The organism is Pleomorphomonas oryzae DSM 16300 (genome assembly GCF_000422965.1).
In the GTDB taxonomy this organism is placed as follows: Bacteria; Pseudomonadota; Alphaproteobacteria; order Rhizobiales; family Pleomorphomonadaceae; genus Pleomorphomonas; species Pleomorphomonas oryzae.
The window spans coordinates 121,907-136,510 of the sequence record NZ_AUHB01000008.1 but is presented as its reverse complement, the minus strand read 5'-3'; the positions used below and the strand labels follow the sequence as shown (position 1 = coordinate 136,510).

16 protein-coding genes are annotated in these 14,604 nt (G+C 63.2%); 8 read left to right on the top strand and 8 right to left on the bottom strand.

Features of this window, described 5'->3' with window-relative positions; genetic code table 11:
- Nucleotides 1-552, top strand: coding sequence for an invasion associated locus B family protein (locus tag G522_RS0114710; RefSeq protein ID WP_051228653.1), 552 nt, complete (start codon nucleotides 1-3; stop codon nucleotides 550-552).
- 143 nt (nucleotides 553-695) lie between these two features.
- Here G522_RS0114710 and G522_RS0114705 read toward each other — a convergent pair whose 3' ends face one another.
- Nucleotides 696-1,643 (bottom strand): hypothetical protein, encoded by a 948-nt coding sequence (locus G522_RS0114705; protein WP_026791699.1) that lies wholly within the window; start codon nucleotides 1,641-1,643, stop codon nucleotides 696-698.
- 237 nt (nucleotides 1,644-1,880) lie between these two features.
- Here G522_RS0114705 and G522_RS0114700 point away from each other — a divergent pair, with 237 nt between their 5' ends.
- The gene (locus tag G522_RS0114700; RefSeq protein ID WP_210162928.1) at nucleotides 1,881-2,558 is read left to right on the top strand and encodes a glutathione S-transferase family protein; all 678 of its coding nucleotides are present in this window, start codon (nucleotides 1,881-1,883) and stop codon (nucleotides 2,556-2,558) included.
- Between the two features lie 34 nt (nucleotides 2,559-2,592).
- On the opposite strand, the gene G522_RS0114695 is transcribed toward G522_RS0114700, so the two are convergent.
- On the bottom strand, nucleotides 2,593-3,504 hold the full coding sequence (locus G522_RS0114695; RefSeq protein WP_026791697.1) for a DMT family transporter: 912 nt from the start codon (nucleotides 3,502-3,504) through the stop codon (nucleotides 2,593-2,595).
- Between the two features lie 136 nt (nucleotides 3,505-3,640).
- Between G522_RS0114695 and G522_RS0114690 the strand changes: the two genes are divergently transcribed.
- Together G522_RS0114690 and G522_RS0114685 are read left to right on the top strand one after the other, a co-directional pair.
- Complete coding sequence (locus tag G522_RS0114690; protein WP_026791696.1) at nucleotides 3,641-4,078, top strand: Lrp/AsnC family transcriptional regulator; 438 nt, start codon at nucleotides 3,641-3,643, stop codon at nucleotides 4,076-4,078.
- 328 nt (nucleotides 4,079-4,406) lie between these two features.
- Nucleotides 4,407-4,853: a DUF805 domain-containing protein gene (locus G522_RS0114685; protein WP_036839416.1), complete on the top strand. Its 447-nt coding sequence runs from the start codon at nucleotides 4,407-4,409 to the stop codon at nucleotides 4,851-4,853.
- Between the two features lie 28 nt (nucleotides 4,854-4,881).
- On the opposite strand, the gene G522_RS29035 is transcribed toward G522_RS0114685, so the two are convergent.
- On the bottom strand, nucleotides 4,882-6,516 hold the full coding sequence (locus G522_RS29035) for a methyl-accepting chemotaxis protein (RefSeq protein ID WP_169453527.1): 1,635 nt from the start codon (nucleotides 6,514-6,516) through the stop codon (nucleotides 4,882-4,884).
- Nucleotides 6,517-6,837: 321 nt separating this feature from the next.
- Nucleotides 6,838-7,224: a L,D-transpeptidase gene (locus G522_RS30785; RefSeq protein ID WP_084633205.1), complete on the bottom strand. Its 387-nt coding sequence runs from the start codon at nucleotides 7,222-7,224 to the stop codon at nucleotides 6,838-6,840.
- Between G522_RS30785 and G522_RS0114670 the strand changes: the two genes are divergently transcribed.
- The 4 genes from G522_RS0114670 to G522_RS0114655 all read left to right on the top strand — a co-directional run bounded on the left by G522_RS0114670 (nucleotide 7,123) and on the right by G522_RS0114655 (nucleotide 10,390).
- Nucleotides 7,123-8,175: a permease gene (locus tag G522_RS0114670; RefSeq protein ID WP_026791694.1), complete on the top strand. Its 1,053-nt coding sequence runs from the start codon at nucleotides 7,123-7,125 to the stop codon at nucleotides 8,173-8,175. The two genes, G522_RS30785 and G522_RS0114670, sit on opposite strands and share 102 nt — an antisense overlap.
- Nucleotides 8,176-8,305: 130 nt before the next feature.
- The gene (locus tag G522_RS26980) at nucleotides 8,306-8,599 is read left to right on the top strand and encodes an arsenic metallochaperone ArsD family protein (RefSeq protein ID WP_051228651.1); all 294 of its coding nucleotides are present in this window, start codon (nucleotides 8,306-8,308) and stop codon (nucleotides 8,597-8,599) included.
- 171 nt (nucleotides 8,600-8,770) lie between these two features.
- On the top strand, nucleotides 8,771-9,982 hold the full coding sequence (locus tag G522_RS26975; RefSeq protein WP_084633192.1) for an MFS transporter: 1,212 nt from the start codon (nucleotides 8,771-8,773) through the stop codon (nucleotides 9,980-9,982).
- A 54-nt stretch (nucleotides 9,983-10,036) separates the two neighbouring features.
- Nucleotides 10,037-10,390 (top strand): MoaF-related domain-containing protein, encoded by a 354-nt coding sequence (locus G522_RS0114655; RefSeq protein WP_051228649.1) that lies wholly within the window; start codon nucleotides 10,037-10,039, stop codon nucleotides 10,388-10,390.
- 18 nt (nucleotides 10,391-10,408) lie between these two features.
- Here the strand turns inward: G522_RS0114655 and G522_RS26970 are convergent, their stop codons facing one another.
- The 4 genes from G522_RS26970 to dsbD form a co-directional block, all read right to left on the bottom strand.
- Entirely contained in the window at nucleotides 10,409-10,978 is a 570-nt protein-coding gene (locus tag G522_RS26970) for a sigma-70 family RNA polymerase sigma factor (protein WP_051228648.1), read from the bottom strand.
- Between the two features lie 405 nt (nucleotides 10,979-11,383).
- Nucleotides 11,384-12,052 carry a L,D-transpeptidase gene (locus tag G522_RS26965; RefSeq protein ID WP_051228647.1) on the bottom strand — a complete coding sequence of 223 codons (669 nt, stop codon included), beginning with the start codon at nucleotides 12,050-12,052 and terminating at the stop codon, nucleotides 11,384-11,386.
- A 14-nt stretch (nucleotides 12,053-12,066) separates the two neighbouring features.
- Nucleotides 12,067-12,672: a DsbA family protein gene (locus G522_RS0114640; RefSeq protein WP_026791692.1), complete on the bottom strand. Its 606-nt coding sequence runs from the start codon at nucleotides 12,670-12,672 to the stop codon at nucleotides 12,067-12,069.
- A gap of 21 nt (nucleotides 12,673-12,693) precedes the next feature.
- Complete coding sequence (gene dsbD, locus G522_RS0114635; RefSeq protein WP_084633204.1) at nucleotides 12,694-14,493, bottom strand: protein-disulfide reductase DsbD; 1,800 nt, start codon at nucleotides 14,491-14,493, stop codon at nucleotides 12,694-12,696.
- Between the last annotated feature and the right edge of the window lie 111 nt (nucleotides 14,494-14,604).

The window sequence follows — 14,604 nt, the reverse complement described above, 5'->3', positions numbered from 1 at the left end:
GTGACCAACACCATCCAAAGAACCTGCGTCTTGGTGCTGCTCGCGCTTTTCGCAACACCGATAAAGGCGCAGCAGACGCAGGGGCCGCAACAGGGAGCGCTGCCTGGCGGGGCATCTTCGCTGAGCGAAACGCACGAGGACTGGACCGTCCGCTGCCAGATGGCCTCGCAAAAGGACGCGGCAAAGCCGGTCTGTGCCGTCGTCCAGACCCAGGTCACCCCTCAGGGACAACAGGTCATTTCCGTCGAGCTTCGGGTTTCGCCCCAAGGGCTGAAGGGCGCGCTGATCATGCCCTTCGGCCTGGCGATCAATCGGCCCGTTTCTCTTTCAATCGACGAGGAGGGCCAGCCGGTCCCGGAGTCGTTTACGACCTGTATTCCGGCTGGCTGCGTCGTGCCGATTGAAATTGATCGCGGTATGCTCTCCGCCATGCGCGGAGGCGCGGTCATGAAGGTGTCCGCCTTTACCGTCGACGACCAGAAATTGTCGCTTCCGGTTTCGCTGAAAGGCTTTTCGGCGGCAGCGGACAGGATTTCCGAGCTCGTCCGATAGCGGTCGATGGCGCATGGGGGAGGTTGGAGTTGCCTGGGGCCGGCGTCCGGTCGCCACGCCTGTGCCGACCTCGACTGATTTAGGAATCCCCCTTCGCCAACAGCGGCGGAAAAGGCCGGACAATTTGCCGGCCTCCTCTTAGGCTAGAACTGCTGCAGCAGGTAGTCGCCGACCTTGGTAGCCTTGGGGTCGAACAGCGTGTCGAGGCGGGAATTGAGGACGTAGACGTCTTTCCCCACGGTGACAGTGGCCGTCGGCATGGAAAGCTTGCTGGCCTCCGTACGGGTGATGGTCGCCGACTGCCAGCCATCCCCAGAGGTCAGTTCGACGGTCCGGTTGGCGGCAAGGTTCTGCGCCACCAGCAGGTGTTTGCCGTCGATCAGGTGGATGCCGTCGGCGCCGGTCAGTGCCTCGGGCAGCTTGACCTTCCGGATGTCGGTCGGGTCCTTCGTGCTGATCCTGAACAGCTCGCCGCTGTTGTATTTGCCGACCAGGAGATAGCCGTCCTTGTGCCAGGCGATGCCGTTGAGGTTGAAGCCCTCGCTGGTCAGAAACAGCGAGCTCTCAGCGAAGATCGACGCCTTGCCGTGGCTGTCGATCTTGTAGATCAGCGGCGCGAAGCTGTCGGTGACATAGGCATTGCCGGCGGCGTCGAGCGCGATGTCGTTGGCAAAATGGGCGCCCGGGCTGAGGCTGCCGAGATCGTAGTAGGCTTTCGGCGCGCCGGTGGTGGCGTCATAGGTGGCGATGGCCGCCAGCTTGCCCTGGGTGGCGGTGGCGGTGCGCGCGCCGGCGCCCGGATCGGAGTTGGTCACCCACAGCGTGTTGCTGGCGTCATCGACCAGCAGACCGACTGTCGAGACCAGACGGTTGTCGGTGATGAATGGGGTGTAGGCGCCGGCCTTGTCGAGCTTGGCGACGATACCCTGGGTTACCGAGCCCAGCAGAAAGACATCCTGGTGCGGCGAGTAGGTGACGCTCTCCGGATAGGACTTGTTCGAGGTGAAGGCGATGTCATGCGCCAGGACCTGCGTGGCGATGGCGAGGGTGGTGGTCATCGCCACGCAGGCCAGAAGAGTGCGACGGATCATGTGGTGTGCCTTTCGATCATCAACGGCCATGATCTAGGGCAGTGGGGATGCGCCGCTGAAATTCCGATCCTCGATACGACCGATCGACGGGCTTGATGGCTTGGCCAGCCATTGATCGGGTCGATGGCACCAAAGCACAGCATCAATTTGTTGGGCTCGCTCGCTTCAAGGCAAGGTCGGGTCAGCCTCGATTGCCGCCCAGCCGGTCGGCAGAGAGCCAGCCGAGGATCAAACCCGATGATCGAATTCTATTTTCACGCGACGCCCAACTCGATGAAGGTGGCGGTGCTGCTGCAAGAGCTTCAACTGCCGTTCACGCTGAAGCCCATCGACATCTTCAAGGGCGAGCAGCATGCCGACGCCTTCACGGCGATCAATCCCAACGCCAAGGTGCCGGCCATTGTCGACGGCGACGTGACCGTCTTCGACTCGCACGCCATCCTCCTCTATCTCGCCGGCAAACATCGGGTCTTCGTGCCGGAGGACGGCGTCGCATACGCCAGCATGCTGTCCTGGCTGCAACTGGTGGCGACGGGGCTGTCGCCGTTTTCCGGCCAGGCCATTCATTTCCTGCACTACGCACCCGAACAGCTTCCCTATGCGATCAATCGCTATGTGAAAGAGGTGGCCCGGCACTATGCCGTGCTGGACGAGCGCCTGGGGCAGGTCCGGTATCTCTCCGGCGACAGCTACACGATCGCCGACATGGCCCTGTGGGGCTGGGCGGCATCGGCCGGATATGTCTTTGGAGCGGATGGTCTGGCCGCTTACCCCCATGTCCAGCGCTTCATGGACGACATGGCCGCTCGCCCCGCCGTCCAGCGGGCGCTCGACATGAAGGCGGCCCACACCTTCAAGGCCGACCTCGACGAGCAATCGCGCAAGGCGATGTTCCCGCAGAACGAGGACGCCTGAAGCTGGACACGTGGGGCTACGATTTCCGTGCCCCCTATTGCTCCGGTTGCTCCATCGGGCGGCGTCCAAAGCCGGGGCGAGACATCGACCATCCGAGCGTCGATCCCGCCGCCGCCAGCAGGATGACTGCGGCGCCCGCGATCTGCGTCGGTTGCAGGCGGACGCCGAAGGCCAGCATGTCCATGGCGATGGCGACGACCGGGTAGATGAAGGAGAGGGCGCCAGTGAGCGATGTCGGCAGCTTCTGGATCGCGCCGTAGAGCAGGATGTACATGAGGCCGGTGTGGACGACGCCGAGGGTGACAAGGATCGTCCAGCCGTCGAGATCGGAGGGCAGTGCCGCAAAATCGGCAAGCGGCGCCAGCATGAGGATGCCGACCGTCAGCTGGATCAGGGCGATCAGGTGCGGCGGCACGCCCCTGAGCTTCTTGGTGATGATGGCTGCGATGGCATAGAAGAAGGCAGCGCCGAGCGCCATCAGGATGCCCAAGAGATAATCGTTGCCGATGTAGCCGGCCTCGGGCCGGCCCTGGACGATTGCCAGCATGCCGAAGAAGGCGAGGGCCAGCCAGCCGAGGCGGCCGAGCGTCAGCCGTTCGCCAAGGAAGATCGCCCCCATGGCGACCAGCATGAAAGGCTGGGTGTTGTAGACCGCCGTGGCGATGGAGATCGAGGCGCGCGGATAGGCGGCGAACAGCAGGAGCCAGTTGGTGACGATGGCGACGCCGCCAAGCGCGGCGAGGACGATCTGCCGGCGGCTGATGACAGCGGGGCGGAACAACCCCAAGGCGGCGCAGGCAGCAAGCAGCGTCAGTCCTCCGACGGCGCAGCGCCAGAACACGATGTTGAACACCGGCTGTCCGGAGAGGACGACCAGCAGGCCGATGGTGCCGGAAATGATCATGGCCGCCGTCATCTCGGCCGTTCCTTGGGCGCGGTGTGTCATCGCTCGGATCTCCGTAGAAGAGTGCCTCAACGATAGAAGATGAACCGTCGCGCTTACAGGATATGAGAAAGGCGAAATTGACATGACGCCTAATTAATGCAGGTATGGGGGTCAAATTGCCTTCCGGAGAATGGCCATGCTGGATGACGTCGATCGCCGCATCGTCGAAGCGCTGTCGCTCGACGCGCGGATCTCGGTCAAGGAGCTGGCGCAGGCGATCGGCCTGTCGTCGCCCAGCACGTCGGAGCGGGTGAAGCGGCTCGAGGAGCGCGGCATCATCCGCGCCTTTACCATCGATCTGGCGCCGGAGGCGCTCGGCTATACGCTGCAAGCCATCGTTCGCGTCCGGCCGCTGCCGGGCAAGCTGCATATCGTGCAACAGCTGATCGCCGACATCCCCGAGGTGGTCGAGTGCGACAAGGTGACGGGCGACGACTGCTTCATCGCCCGCCTCTATGTGCGCAGCATCGGCCAACTCGATGACATCCTGGACCGCATCGCCGACAAGGCCGAAACCAACACCGCCATCGTCAAATCGCAGCCGGTAAAGCGACGCAACCCGCCGCTCGGGTGAACCGAGCCCCCCGATACCTATGCCGTCGGTCTCGGCTGGCTGGCTAGCCTCGAAGGCGACGGTCAGACCTCGGCCGGCACCAGGCTGGAGGTTGCCGAGCGGTTCCAGAACGGCTGCCAGCAGGGGCCTTCTATCTGGCCGGCTCTCACCCCGCCTTAAGGCGCAGCCATCGCCGATTGCGTTGAGCCAGATTCGATGCTTACTGATTGGTGCGCCACGCTTTCCGGGGGAGGGAGGCTGGCCGTTCGGGCTGTGCGTCGGCGCTGCGTGGGGTCGCTTGCCGTGTCAGCAGCCTGAAAGACAGTTCTCATGTCGTCGGGGGAAAAACATGCTGAGCACCAACGGGTCGGAATGGTTGGCCGTGCTGCTGGTCCTGATCTGGGTTCTTATCCCGATCCCAGTCATCATCAAGCGTCCGCCCACCGGGCCCAACAGGTTCGGCGAAGCCGGCCTTCCTATGGAATTCGGTCAGGCGATCCGCGCCTATTTCTCGAATTATGCCAAGTTCGAGGGCCGAGCCAGCCGGTCCGAGTTCTGGTGGACCGTCCTGTTCGTGTTCGTCGTCGGCATCGCCACGTCGTTCATTCCGTTCGTCAACATCGCATGGTCGCTGGTCACCATCGTCCCGTCGATCTCGCTGGCGGCGCGGCGGCTGCACGACATCAACCGCAGCGGCTGGCTGCAGCTCTTGGCGATGTCGTTCCCGATCGGCACGGTCGCCGTCATCGTCTGGTATTGCCAGCTGCCCAGGGAACCCGACGATTTGATGGGCTGAACGGAGGTGGCGGCAGAACCCGCCAATCTCACGCCGCGCCCAGCTTCTTCACGAAATCCTGCACCTGGGCGCTGAGATCGCGCGACTGTTTGTCGAGCTGATCGGACAGGTTCATCAACTGTGTGGCGGCAGCGCCGGTGAGTTCGGCGGAGGCGCCGACGCTGGAAATCGTCTGGGTTACGTCGGCGGTGCCAGAGGCAGCACGCTGGGTGTTCTGGGCGATCTCGTCGGTGGCCGCGCCTTGTTCCTCGACGGCGCCGGCGATCGCTTCCGACGTGTGCTGAATGGTGTCGATGGTCTGGACGATGCGAGAGATCGATTCCACGGCGAGGCTGGTTGCCGACTGCACTTCGGCAATCTTGCGGCCGATCTCGCCTGTTGCCTTGGCCGTCTGATCGGCGAGCTGCTTGACCTCGGCGGCGACCACGGCGAAGCCCTTGCCCGCCTCGCCCGCCCGCGCTGCCTCGATGGTGGCATTCAGCGCCAGCAGGTTGGTTTGGGCGGCGATGGAGTTGATCAGCGTCACCACCTCGCCGATCTCCTGGGCGGAGACCGAGAGCGCCTCGACGTTCTTGGCCGAGGTCTCGGCCTCGGCGGCGGCATCGCGCGCCACCGTGGAGGAGTGCGACACCTGCTTGGCGATTTCCTGGATGGAAGCGGAAAGCTCCTCGGCGCCGGCCGCCACGGTCTGCACGTTGGTCGAGGCTTCCTCGGCGGCGCCGGCCACCTGCTGGGCCTGAAGCGCGGTTTCCTCGGCGGTGTTGGACAGGTCGCGGGCGCTGGTCGCCACTTCGCCGGACGATTTGCCGAAGCCGTCCGACAGGGCCTGCATGCGGGCGGCAAAATCGCGGGTGAGGGTGGATGTCCGCTCAAGGCGCTGCCGCTCCTCCGCCTGCCGGCTGGACATGTCGCTACGCAGCGCGTCGGCCTCCAGAAGGGTGCGTCGCACCTGATCGAGCTCGGCGGCCATATGGCCGAATTCGTCGCGCCGGCCAGCCTTTTCAGACGAGGCCGTGAGATCGCCGCGCGCAATGGCCTGCAATGACCTGGAGATGGCGACCACGCCGGTGGAGACGCCCCGGTCAATCTTGAGGCTGAGGCCGAAGATGGCGATCAGCGCGATGACCAGGATGGAAATCGCCGTCGTCTGGATGGTGACGGCCAGGCCGTCGAAGTCTTCGTCGACCGCCTTCGCCTGCTTTTCCGCCAGTGTCCTCAGGGTGCCGAAATCCGTCGCGATCTCGGTGACCACGTCGTCGATCTTGCCGTCGAGATCGCGGATGTCCTGGGTCATCTCGCTGGATTTGTCGAGGCGCGGCAGCATGTCACCTTCATAGAGGGCGACGAGCCGGTCGAGCGCCGCCTCGCCGGACTTGAGGGCCGCCGCCTGATCGGGCTCGGTGATCCAGGTCTTGAGCGTCTTGATGGCGCCGCGCTCGGCCTCCATGGCGGCCGCCCAGTCGCGGCGGCTCGCGGCGAGGTCGCGATTGATCTCGGTATCGGCGATGATCCGGTAGAGACGTGCGCCCATGGCGCTGGCGTCGGCTGCTTCGTTGGCGTGGCTGGCGATGGTGGCGCCTTCGTCCTGCAACGTCCGGATCGAGGTAAGGCTGTACCAGGTTCCCAACGAGAGGAAGAGCAGAAGACCTGTAAAAATTACCAAGAGTGATCTCAGCTGGAACCTGATCGACAGCATTTTTCGATAACCCCGCTTGGTCTCGACAGCCTATTCCAAGGGACACCAAGCTATTCCGGTGTCTTTTTCTCGCGGGGATATTGTTGATGAAGGTCTATAATTTTCGGTTACGCCGCAGAGTGAAGTCAACGGCCAGTGGCGACAAAAATTTGCATTTTTCTACTTAAGGATAGCAGAGAATGGTTCGAGGCCTTCATCTCGTCAAATAGGGCCGCGTGACCGCTCCTCGACCACCGGCACGACGCAGGCCTTGCGGCCTGCGTCGTGCCGGTGGGTTTGCGGGATGGCTTAGCCTGCCAGTGCCATCTGATTGATCGGCAGCACGATGACCGGAGTGCCGACGGGCACGCGCTCGTAGAGGTCGATGACGTCCTCGTTCATCATGCGGATGCAGCCGGACGACATGGCCTTGCCGATTGAGGCGGGCTCGTCGACCCCTTTCCCGATCTCGCTGAGATGAGTGCGCCAGACGGCTTCCGCCCGGCACGCCTCCGGGATCGACTCGTTTTTTATGCATCCAATTTCGTCGCCCCCCGTCTCTACCCGTGAGCACACGATTATTCGGAGGGGGCAATGCCCGACAGTTCCGCCGCCACTCAACCCCGGCGCTCCCTGAGCGCCTGGCTCATAGGACTCGCTATCGCGGCGCTTATTTGGGTGTTCCTCTTCAGCCATCTGTCGGATGCCGCCGATGCTGTCATCGCGCTTCTGCGGTTAAGTCGTGACACGCATCTCGGCGAAGCCGTTCACTTTTTTGTCCTGGATACCCCCAACATCCTCCTATTGCTGGTCGCCATTGTCTTCGTGATGGGCATCGTCCAGACCTATTTCTCGCCGGGGCGTACGCGAGCCTTGCTTCATGGACGGCGGGTGGGTGTCGGCAATGTTCTCGCGGCATCACTGGGCGTCGTCACACCGTTCTGCTCGTGCTCGGCGGTGCCGCTGTTCATTGGCTTCCTCTCGGCAGGCGTCCCGCTGGGGGTGACGTTCTCCTTCCTGATTTCGGCGCCCATGGTGAACGAGGTCGCGCTCGTGCTGCTTTTCGGCCTGTTCAGCTGGAAGATCGCGACTCTCTACCTTGCGATGGGGCTCGCGGTCGCCATCGTGTCAGGGCTGATTATCGGCCATCTGGGCATGGAACGTCATCTGGAAGATTGGGTGCGGAAAATCCAGGCCACACAGGAGCTTGAGCATGTCGTGGCGACCACGACATGGACCGAGCGATTTGAATTCGGCTGGGTTCACGTTCGGCAGATCTTTGGTCGCGTCTGGCTCTACGTCGTGCTTGGCATCGCGCTCGGTGCCGTCATCCATGGATACGTTCCTGAAGATGTCATGGCCTCTGTGATGGGCAAGGACGCTTGGTGGTCCGTACCGGTCGCCGTGGTGTTGGGCGTTCCCATGTACACGAATGCCGCCGGCATTATCCCCGTGGTGCAGGCGCTGATCGACAAGGGAGCTGCGCTGGGAACGGTGCTGGCCTTCATGATGGCGGTGATCGGCCTCTCCGCTCCGGAAATCCTAATCCTCCGCAAGGTTCTCAAACCGCGTCTGATCGCAGTCTTCGTGGGCGTGGTGTCCGTCGGCATCATGATCATCGGCTATGTGTTCAACGCCGTCATCTAGTCGTCCCTCTGGACGATGACGCCAATACGCCTTCGGGCGATGAACATTCTCTCTCTTTCTCTTTCGAGAAGCGTTCTTTTGACCGACAAATCAATCTCAAAACGACCAAGAACTCTACAGGAGGCTTCAAATGAAGATGGAACTTTACGATCGCCCGACCTGCTGTTCGCGCTCGGTTGATCCCGCGCTCTTCCAAGTCATGGAAGATTTGCGTTTGATCGCCAAGTACGGCATCGAGGTCTATCGCTACAGCCTTGCGCGTACGCCGGAGGCATTTACCGCCAACATGGACGTGCTCAAGGAAATGGGTACGACGATGGAGCGGCTGCCGATTACCGTCGTTGACGGACGCATCGTCGCCGTCGGGCGTTATCTTTCGCGAGATGAACTCGCACAGGCCCTTGATATCCAATTGGACGGTTGAGGCGGGCCTATAGCTTCGCCGCAAGACGCGGCAAGTCGGCGGCATAGTTCCGCTGGCGATGTTGATCACGAGACTTCCACGCCCCCCTTTCGTCGAGATGCGATCCGCGGCGTATCCCACGCGCACGTCGCGTTGTCCGCCGCTTCAAGACTGGTATCGAAGTGGTAATGAATGAAAATGTCAGATAACAACATCAGACCCTCTAAGTCATCGCTTCCTTATGTTCTCGGTTTCCTGGCATTCTGGGCAAATGGTGAGAATTACGCTGCGGCATCTCTCTTGCCGAGTATCGCCGCTGACCTGAAACTATCCATATCGGAAGCGGGACTGTCCGTTACTGCGTATATGCTGAGCTTTGGGCTCTTCACGATTATCTTCGGACCGCTATCGGATAAATTCGGAAAAGGTCGTGTCATAAAGGTTGCCGCCCTGGGCACCTCCCTTTTCAGCATTCTTGTCGGCTTCAGCTTCAACCTCGAATCCCTGATGTTCTTCAGAGTCATGAGCGGCCTGCTCGGAGCGGGGATATTCCCTGTCACGATGGCGTTGATTGGCGCGGAGTTCGGAGATCGCGAGCGCCAGGGGGCGATGGCAAAGGTTCTCGGTCTTGGCTTCCTGGGCGGCGCGTTGGCTACGGTTATCGGTGGCGTTCTGGCGCAATTCGGATCCTGGCGCGGCGTCTATATTCTCTATGGGCTGGCGGAGCTCGTTTTATCGATACTGGTGTTGCGCCTTGTCCCGAACGGAAATATCGCGCGGGGGCCGTTCAACATCTTCAAGTTCTACGCGGCGGCGTTCCGAAATCCTCAATTGATCAGCATGATATCGGTGGTGTTGGCTATCGGCTTCTCCGTATTCGGCAGTTTCTCCTTCTCCGGATATTACGTCCAGACTCTCACCGGGTTTCCCATAATAACGGTTGGTCTGATCGTTGCCGCCTTTGGCGTTGGGTCGATCACCAGCAGCAAACTTCTTCCTGTCTTGCAGCCCATACTCAAAACGGCACTCGTGCCAGTTGCCGGCATCGTCGGAGCGCTCTCCGTATTGACGTTGCTGATACCGCTCGCCTCGGGGCAGCCTTCGACGCCTTCCCTTGTCATCGGCTATTTCGGCTTTGGCTTGGCCTTTGTTCTGTTGCAGTCGACGCTGGTCATGAATGCGCAGGCCCAACTGCCGATGATGCGCGGTACGGTCATGTCTCTGGTCAGTTTCGGCATGTTCGTCGGAGGAGGTCTCGGGTCTCTGGCGAATGGCGCCCTCATTGCCTCAGGTCATATCGAGTGGATGTACATCATCGCCGGAGTCCTGACTCTATCCGGGGCATTTTCTCTTTGGACAATACTTTCGATAATTGGGAGGAAACGACGCCACTCCCTCGCCTGACTATCCCGCATCGAAGAATACAGACCGGTGACGACCTGAAGAGGAGTATGTGACATGCCCAGCATTGAATACATGACGAACGAGACTTCCGATCCGTATAGTTTCCCGGCCGTCGGTCATCTCTATGAAGTCGATTACGGTGGTGATCTGCTTGTGAGATTCAAGTTTCATTCTGTATCGTCGATGACGATCTATGGAATGAAGGGCAAGTATAAGGACTTCGTCGAGACGGTGAAGATCGAAGTCACTTCGATCCGACAGGACGTTTTCATGGTGGCGTGGCAGGAGGAGAACCAGACCACCGTCGTCCATGTCGAGGATTTCGGGGAGAAGGTCATCTACGCCAATATTACCAAGCCGGGGAACGAATTCATGCGTATTGAAGGTCCGTTTCGGCTTGTTGAGTAAAATCCGGGGCGTCTCGTCTCACGCGTCGCGGGAGGGACGAGGCGCCTTACCTTTCGGCGCGCAGTCGACGAGTTTGCCGCCCGGCGTGATGTCCAGGCGGCAACACGCTTCGAGTGAGTCTTTGAGCATCAGACGACCGCGCCGAACCCGCGTCTTCATCGCCGCCAGCGACACACCCACACGCTCGCAGGCGGCCCGATGGGGCAGCCCCTCCAGCTCGGTGAGAACCAGCGCGGTGCGGTACGGTTCCGGAAGGCGGCGGATGAGGAGATGCAGGTGGGCGGCCACGCCCTGCAGCACGGCGTCCTCGTTCTCCGCTTCCGGAGCGTCGCAGTCGTCCGAAAGAGGAGACGTTGTCGATCCGGCGGTCCGGCGCCAGTGATCGACGATGGCATTGCGGGCGATGCGGTAAATCCAGGGACCAGGGTTTTCGGGCGTTCGCAGATCGCGCAGATTGGCCAGAACGCGGAGCAGCACATCCTGCACCACGTCGTCGCGGTCGGAAGGATTGCGGATCCGTCGGCCGACGAAATCCCTCAGCTTGGCGGTCACGTCGGACCAGGATTCGCGCTCTAGCGCGGCGATCATGGCCGCCCCCCGGGAGTGAGGGCCTCGATCCGGGCGGACGGAACAGAAGGTACCAACTCTACCAACCATCGCTCGATGTTGACGGACGGCCCAGCATAGCTGACGGCGGTCGCAGACCACCCACCAACAATTTTTGATCGGGTCCCTTCGGCGTCATTCGATTGTCTGGCGGCCCGCGCCCGATCCTGCTCCACTCTTCTTCTCCCAACAACGTTGACGGCACCTTGTTGGTAAAGACGGAGCGGACGAGAAAAGGATGCATATCTCCTGAGGCTGTGGGGCGGCGGGCATGTTCGTCACCGGTCACTGCAATGGCGTCCACGAAAGGGTGATCCGAGATCGGGCCAATCGGGCGTGCGTACCGGCCTCTCGGATTTGGCACGCGCGCCGCTTTCCGGTGACGACTTACGTTGCCGCCTGCTGGACCGGCAGCACGATGACCGGGGTGCCGACGGGCACGCGCTCGTAGAGGTCGATGACGTCCTCGTTCATCATGCGAATGCAGCCGGACGACATGGCCTTGCCGATCGAGGCGGGCTCATTGGTGCCGTGGATGCGATAGAGCGTGTCCTTGTTGCCCTCGAACAAGTAGAGCGCACGCGCGCCGAGCGGGTTGCCTTCGCCGCCGTCCATGCCCTTCGCCCAGGGGGCATAGCGCTTGGGATCCCGGGCGATCATGTCACCGGTGGGCGTCCAGCGCGGCCATTCCCGCTTGAAGGCGACCCTGGCGCTGCCGGACCATTCCATGCCGGCCTTGCCGACGCCGACGCCATAGCGCAACGCCATGCCGCCCTCCTGCACCAGGTAGAGGTAGCGGTGCGCCGGATCGACGACGACGGTGCCGGGCGCGGCGCCCGTCGGGTCGTTGACTAGCTGGCGGCGATATTGCGGCGGCGGCAGATTGGCCTGGGGGGCCGCGCTTTCCGGTGAAACAGCCGGAGCGTCCGGAAAGATCGAAGCCAGGGAGGGCATGGTCGGGAAGGAGGGCAGCATCGGCATCGTCGGGCCGCCGGGCGAGCCGACGCAGGCGGCAAGCAGCAACGGCAGCAGGGCGAAAATCGTGACAAGTCTCATTTGGCGTCTCCTGCTTAGCTGCGGCGTGCCTCGGCGATCGCTGCGCGGAAGCCGTCATAATCAAGCGTCGAGGCAAGAAGCGGCCCGATCAGGTAGGTCGGCGTGCCCTGAAGGCCGAGCGCATCGGCTTGGTCCATGTTGCGGGCGAGCAGCGCGGTGATGTCCTTCTTGTTGGCCTCGAGATCGGCCGCGAGACGCGTCATGTCGACGCCCGCCGCAGCGAGAGCCTTTTCCATGTCGTCCTGCGACACGCCCCGGCGGTCGATCGACATCAGCGCATGGTGGGCGCGCTCGTAGGCGCCCTGATAGTGGGCGGCCAGCGCCATGCGGGCGCCATAGACGGAGGCCTGCGTCAGGATTGGCCAGTCCTTGTAGACGAGGCGGATGTTGCCATCGTCGCGGACGGCGCGGGCGAGATCCGGTTCGGCCTTCTTGCAGAACGGGCAGTTGTAGTCGGAGAAGGCGACGATGGTGAGATCCCCCTTGAGATTGCCGCCCTCGGGGGCGGCGGGGTCGTGGAGAACGTCGTCGAGGCTGACCTTGGCGGCCAGCGCCGGGCTGCCGCCGAGGGCGAGAGCCAGCGTCGCGGTGGCGCCGGCGAGGAAGGTACGTCGTTGCATGGGGATCCTTTCGTGAAACGGTCAGGCGCCGGCGGCGATGAGCCGGGCGGTCAGATCGGCAGCTTCGAGAGCGCCGATCAGCCGCGAGCCGGGGATTTCCCGTCCGTCGGCGTCGAGCAGGAACAGGGCCGGTGGTCCGACGACGCGGAAACGCGTCATCAATGCTTCGGCCTCGACGCTCTGGGCGGTGATGTCGACGGCAATGCGGGGGATGCGTGCCAGACGAGCGCCAAGGCCCGGCTCGGCCAGGACCTTCTCGTTGGACTTGCAGACGGTGCACCAGTCGGCGGTGAAGAGCACCAGCACAGGCTTGCCGCTGGCCGCAAGCCTGGCGAAGGCGCGGTCGAAGTCGGCCGGTGCGGTCAGGCGCAACGCGGCGGTCTCGGTGGTCGCGTTGCCGGCGAGGAAGGCGAGGGGGCGCCAGGGATCGTTGCCGCCGCCGGCCGCGCCGACGATCAGCAGCGCGCCATAGAGCGCCGTCGTGAGACCGGCGGCCTTGGTGAGGCGGGTGTTCCAGGGGCTTGCCCGCTCCAGCCGGTCGAAGGCGCCGAGAAAGACGGCGGCGGTGATGGCCGAGACGCCCCAGATCGCCAGTCCGGCTGGTGGCGGCGTGAGCCGGGCGACCAGCATGGCGGCGACACCAAGAAAGATCAGGCCGAAGAGGCGTCGGAAGTCGGCAAGCCATGGCCCGGCCTTCGGCAACAGGCGGGCGCCGAAGGTGCCGGCCAGGACGAGGGGTAGGCCCATGCCGAGCCCGAGGGAGAACAGCGCCAAGCCGCCGCGCGCCGCGTTGCTCGTGTCGATGGCATAGAGCATGGCGGCGGCGAGCGGCGGGGTGACGCAGGGGCCGATCACCAGCGCCGCGCCGAAGCCGAGGAGCGCCGCGCCGCCGAGCGAACCGCCGCGCACCGGCAGGCTGGCGATGCGCGTGGCGATGAAGGAGGGCAGCGTCAGCTCGAACAGCCCGAACATGGCGAGCGCCAGGGCCACGAAGACGGCGGCCGAGAGGCCGAGCACCAGCGGCGTTTGCAGAAGGACCTGAAGATTGGCACCGCTCCAGCCGGCAGCGAGGCCAACGAGGCCATAGGCGGCGGCCATTGCCAGCATATAGACAGTTGACAGGGCAAAGCCGCGCCAGGCCGAGCGTTGTCCCGCCCCCACCAGAATGCCCGAGAGGATCGGGATCATCGGGAAGACGCACGGGGTGAAGGCGAGAAGCAGGCCGAAGCCGATGAACGTCGGGATAACGGCGAGAAGGCTGCCCGAAAGCGCCGCGTCGGCCCCAGCGGTGCCCGCCGTGTCGGTGGCGGCCGGTGGTGGTGCGCCTGGCGCGCCGGCCTTAGGGGCGGCGGGCGCGGTGGCATCGGTGAGCAGCGAGGCGCGCGGCTCCGGCGTGACGGCGAGCGAGGCGAGATCGACCCGGCTCCGGATCGGCGGATAGCAGATGCCCGCTTCCGCGCAGCCCTGATAAGTGACGCCGAGAGCGCCGCTTGCTGGCAGCCCAGGAACCATCAGCGCGATGGCGTGGTGATAGACCTCGACTTGCCCGAAGTTGGGATCGTCCTTGGTCTCGCCGGGCGGTGGGGCGAGGGCGAGGTCACGGCCGGCGAGCGTCGCCTTCAGGCTGTCGCGGTAGAGATAGGCGCCTGGCGCCACCGCAAAGGAAAGGCGCAGCACGCCGTTGCCGTCGCGGCTCGCCGAAAGCACGAATACCTTGTCGGCGGGGGCGGGAACCGTCGTCTGGGCCTCGGCGATCCGCGGAAAAAGCATGAGCGGCAGCAGGAGGATGAAGGCCCATCTCGCCGTGATCGAAGAAAACATGCCGCCGGTCGCCTCGCTGATTCCTCTGGACAGACCCATAGTGTCGCCCGACCTTAAGCCAGCCTTAAGGCAGGCAAGGTTGATCGGCGACAGATTTGCCGGGAAGGGGTG

What these genes read in the sequence shown, in the direction of transcription:
- G522_RS0114705 (WP_026791699.1), bottom strand. Translation starts at nt 1,643, where the DNA reads ATGATCCGTCGCACTCTTCTGGCCTGCGTGGCGATGACCACCACCCTC.
- G522_RS0114695 (WP_026791697.1), bottom strand. Translation starts at nt 3,504, where the DNA reads ATGACACACCGCGCCCAAGGAACGGCCGAGATGACGGCGGCCATGATC.
- G522_RS0114655 (WP_051228649.1), top strand. Translation starts at nt 10,037, where the DNA reads ATGCCCAGCATTGAATACATGACGAACGAGACTTCCGATCCGTATAGT.
- G522_RS26980 (WP_051228651.1), top strand. Translation starts at nt 8,306, where the DNA reads ATGAAGATGGAACTTTACGATCGCCCGACCTGCTGTTCGCGCTCGGTT.
- G522_RS0114690 (WP_026791696.1), top strand. Translation starts at nt 3,641, where the DNA reads ATGCTGGATGACGTCGATCGCCGCATCGTCGAAGCGCTGTCGCTCGAC.
- G522_RS26965 (WP_051228647.1), bottom strand. Translation starts at nt 12,052, where the DNA reads ATGAGACTTGTCACGATTTTCGCCCTGCTGCCGTTGCTGCTTGCCGCC.
- G522_RS0114685 (WP_036839416.1), top strand. Translation starts at nt 4,407, where the DNA reads ATGCTGAGCACCAACGGGTCGGAATGGTTGGCCGTGCTGCTGGTCCTG.
- G522_RS0114640 (WP_026791692.1), bottom strand. Translation starts at nt 12,672, where the DNA reads ATGCAACGACGTACCTTCCTCGCCGGCGCCACCGCGACGCTGGCTCTC.
- G522_RS0114670 (WP_026791694.1), top strand. Translation starts at nt 7,123, where the DNA reads ATGCCCGACAGTTCCGCCGCCACTCAACCCCGGCGCTCCCTGAGCGCC.
- G522_RS0114700 (WP_210162928.1), top strand. Translation starts at nt 1,881, where the DNA reads ATGATCGAATTCTATTTTCACGCGACGCCCAACTCGATGAAGGTGGCG.
- G522_RS26970 (WP_051228648.1), bottom strand. Translation starts at nt 10,978, where the DNA reads ATGATCGCCGCGCTAGAGCGCGAATCCTGGTCCGACGTGACCGCCAAG.
- G522_RS30785 (WP_084633205.1), bottom strand. Translation starts at nt 7,224, where the DNA reads ATGGCTGAAGAGGAACACCCAAATAAGCGCCGCGATAGCGAGTCCTAT.
- G522_RS26975 (WP_084633192.1), top strand. Translation starts at nt 8,771, where the DNA reads ATGAAAATGTCAGATAACAACATCAGACCCTCTAAGTCATCGCTTCCT.
- dsbD (WP_084633204.1), bottom strand. Translation starts at nt 14,493, where the DNA reads ATGTTTTCTTCGATCACGGCGAGATGGGCCTTCATCCTCCTGCTGCCG.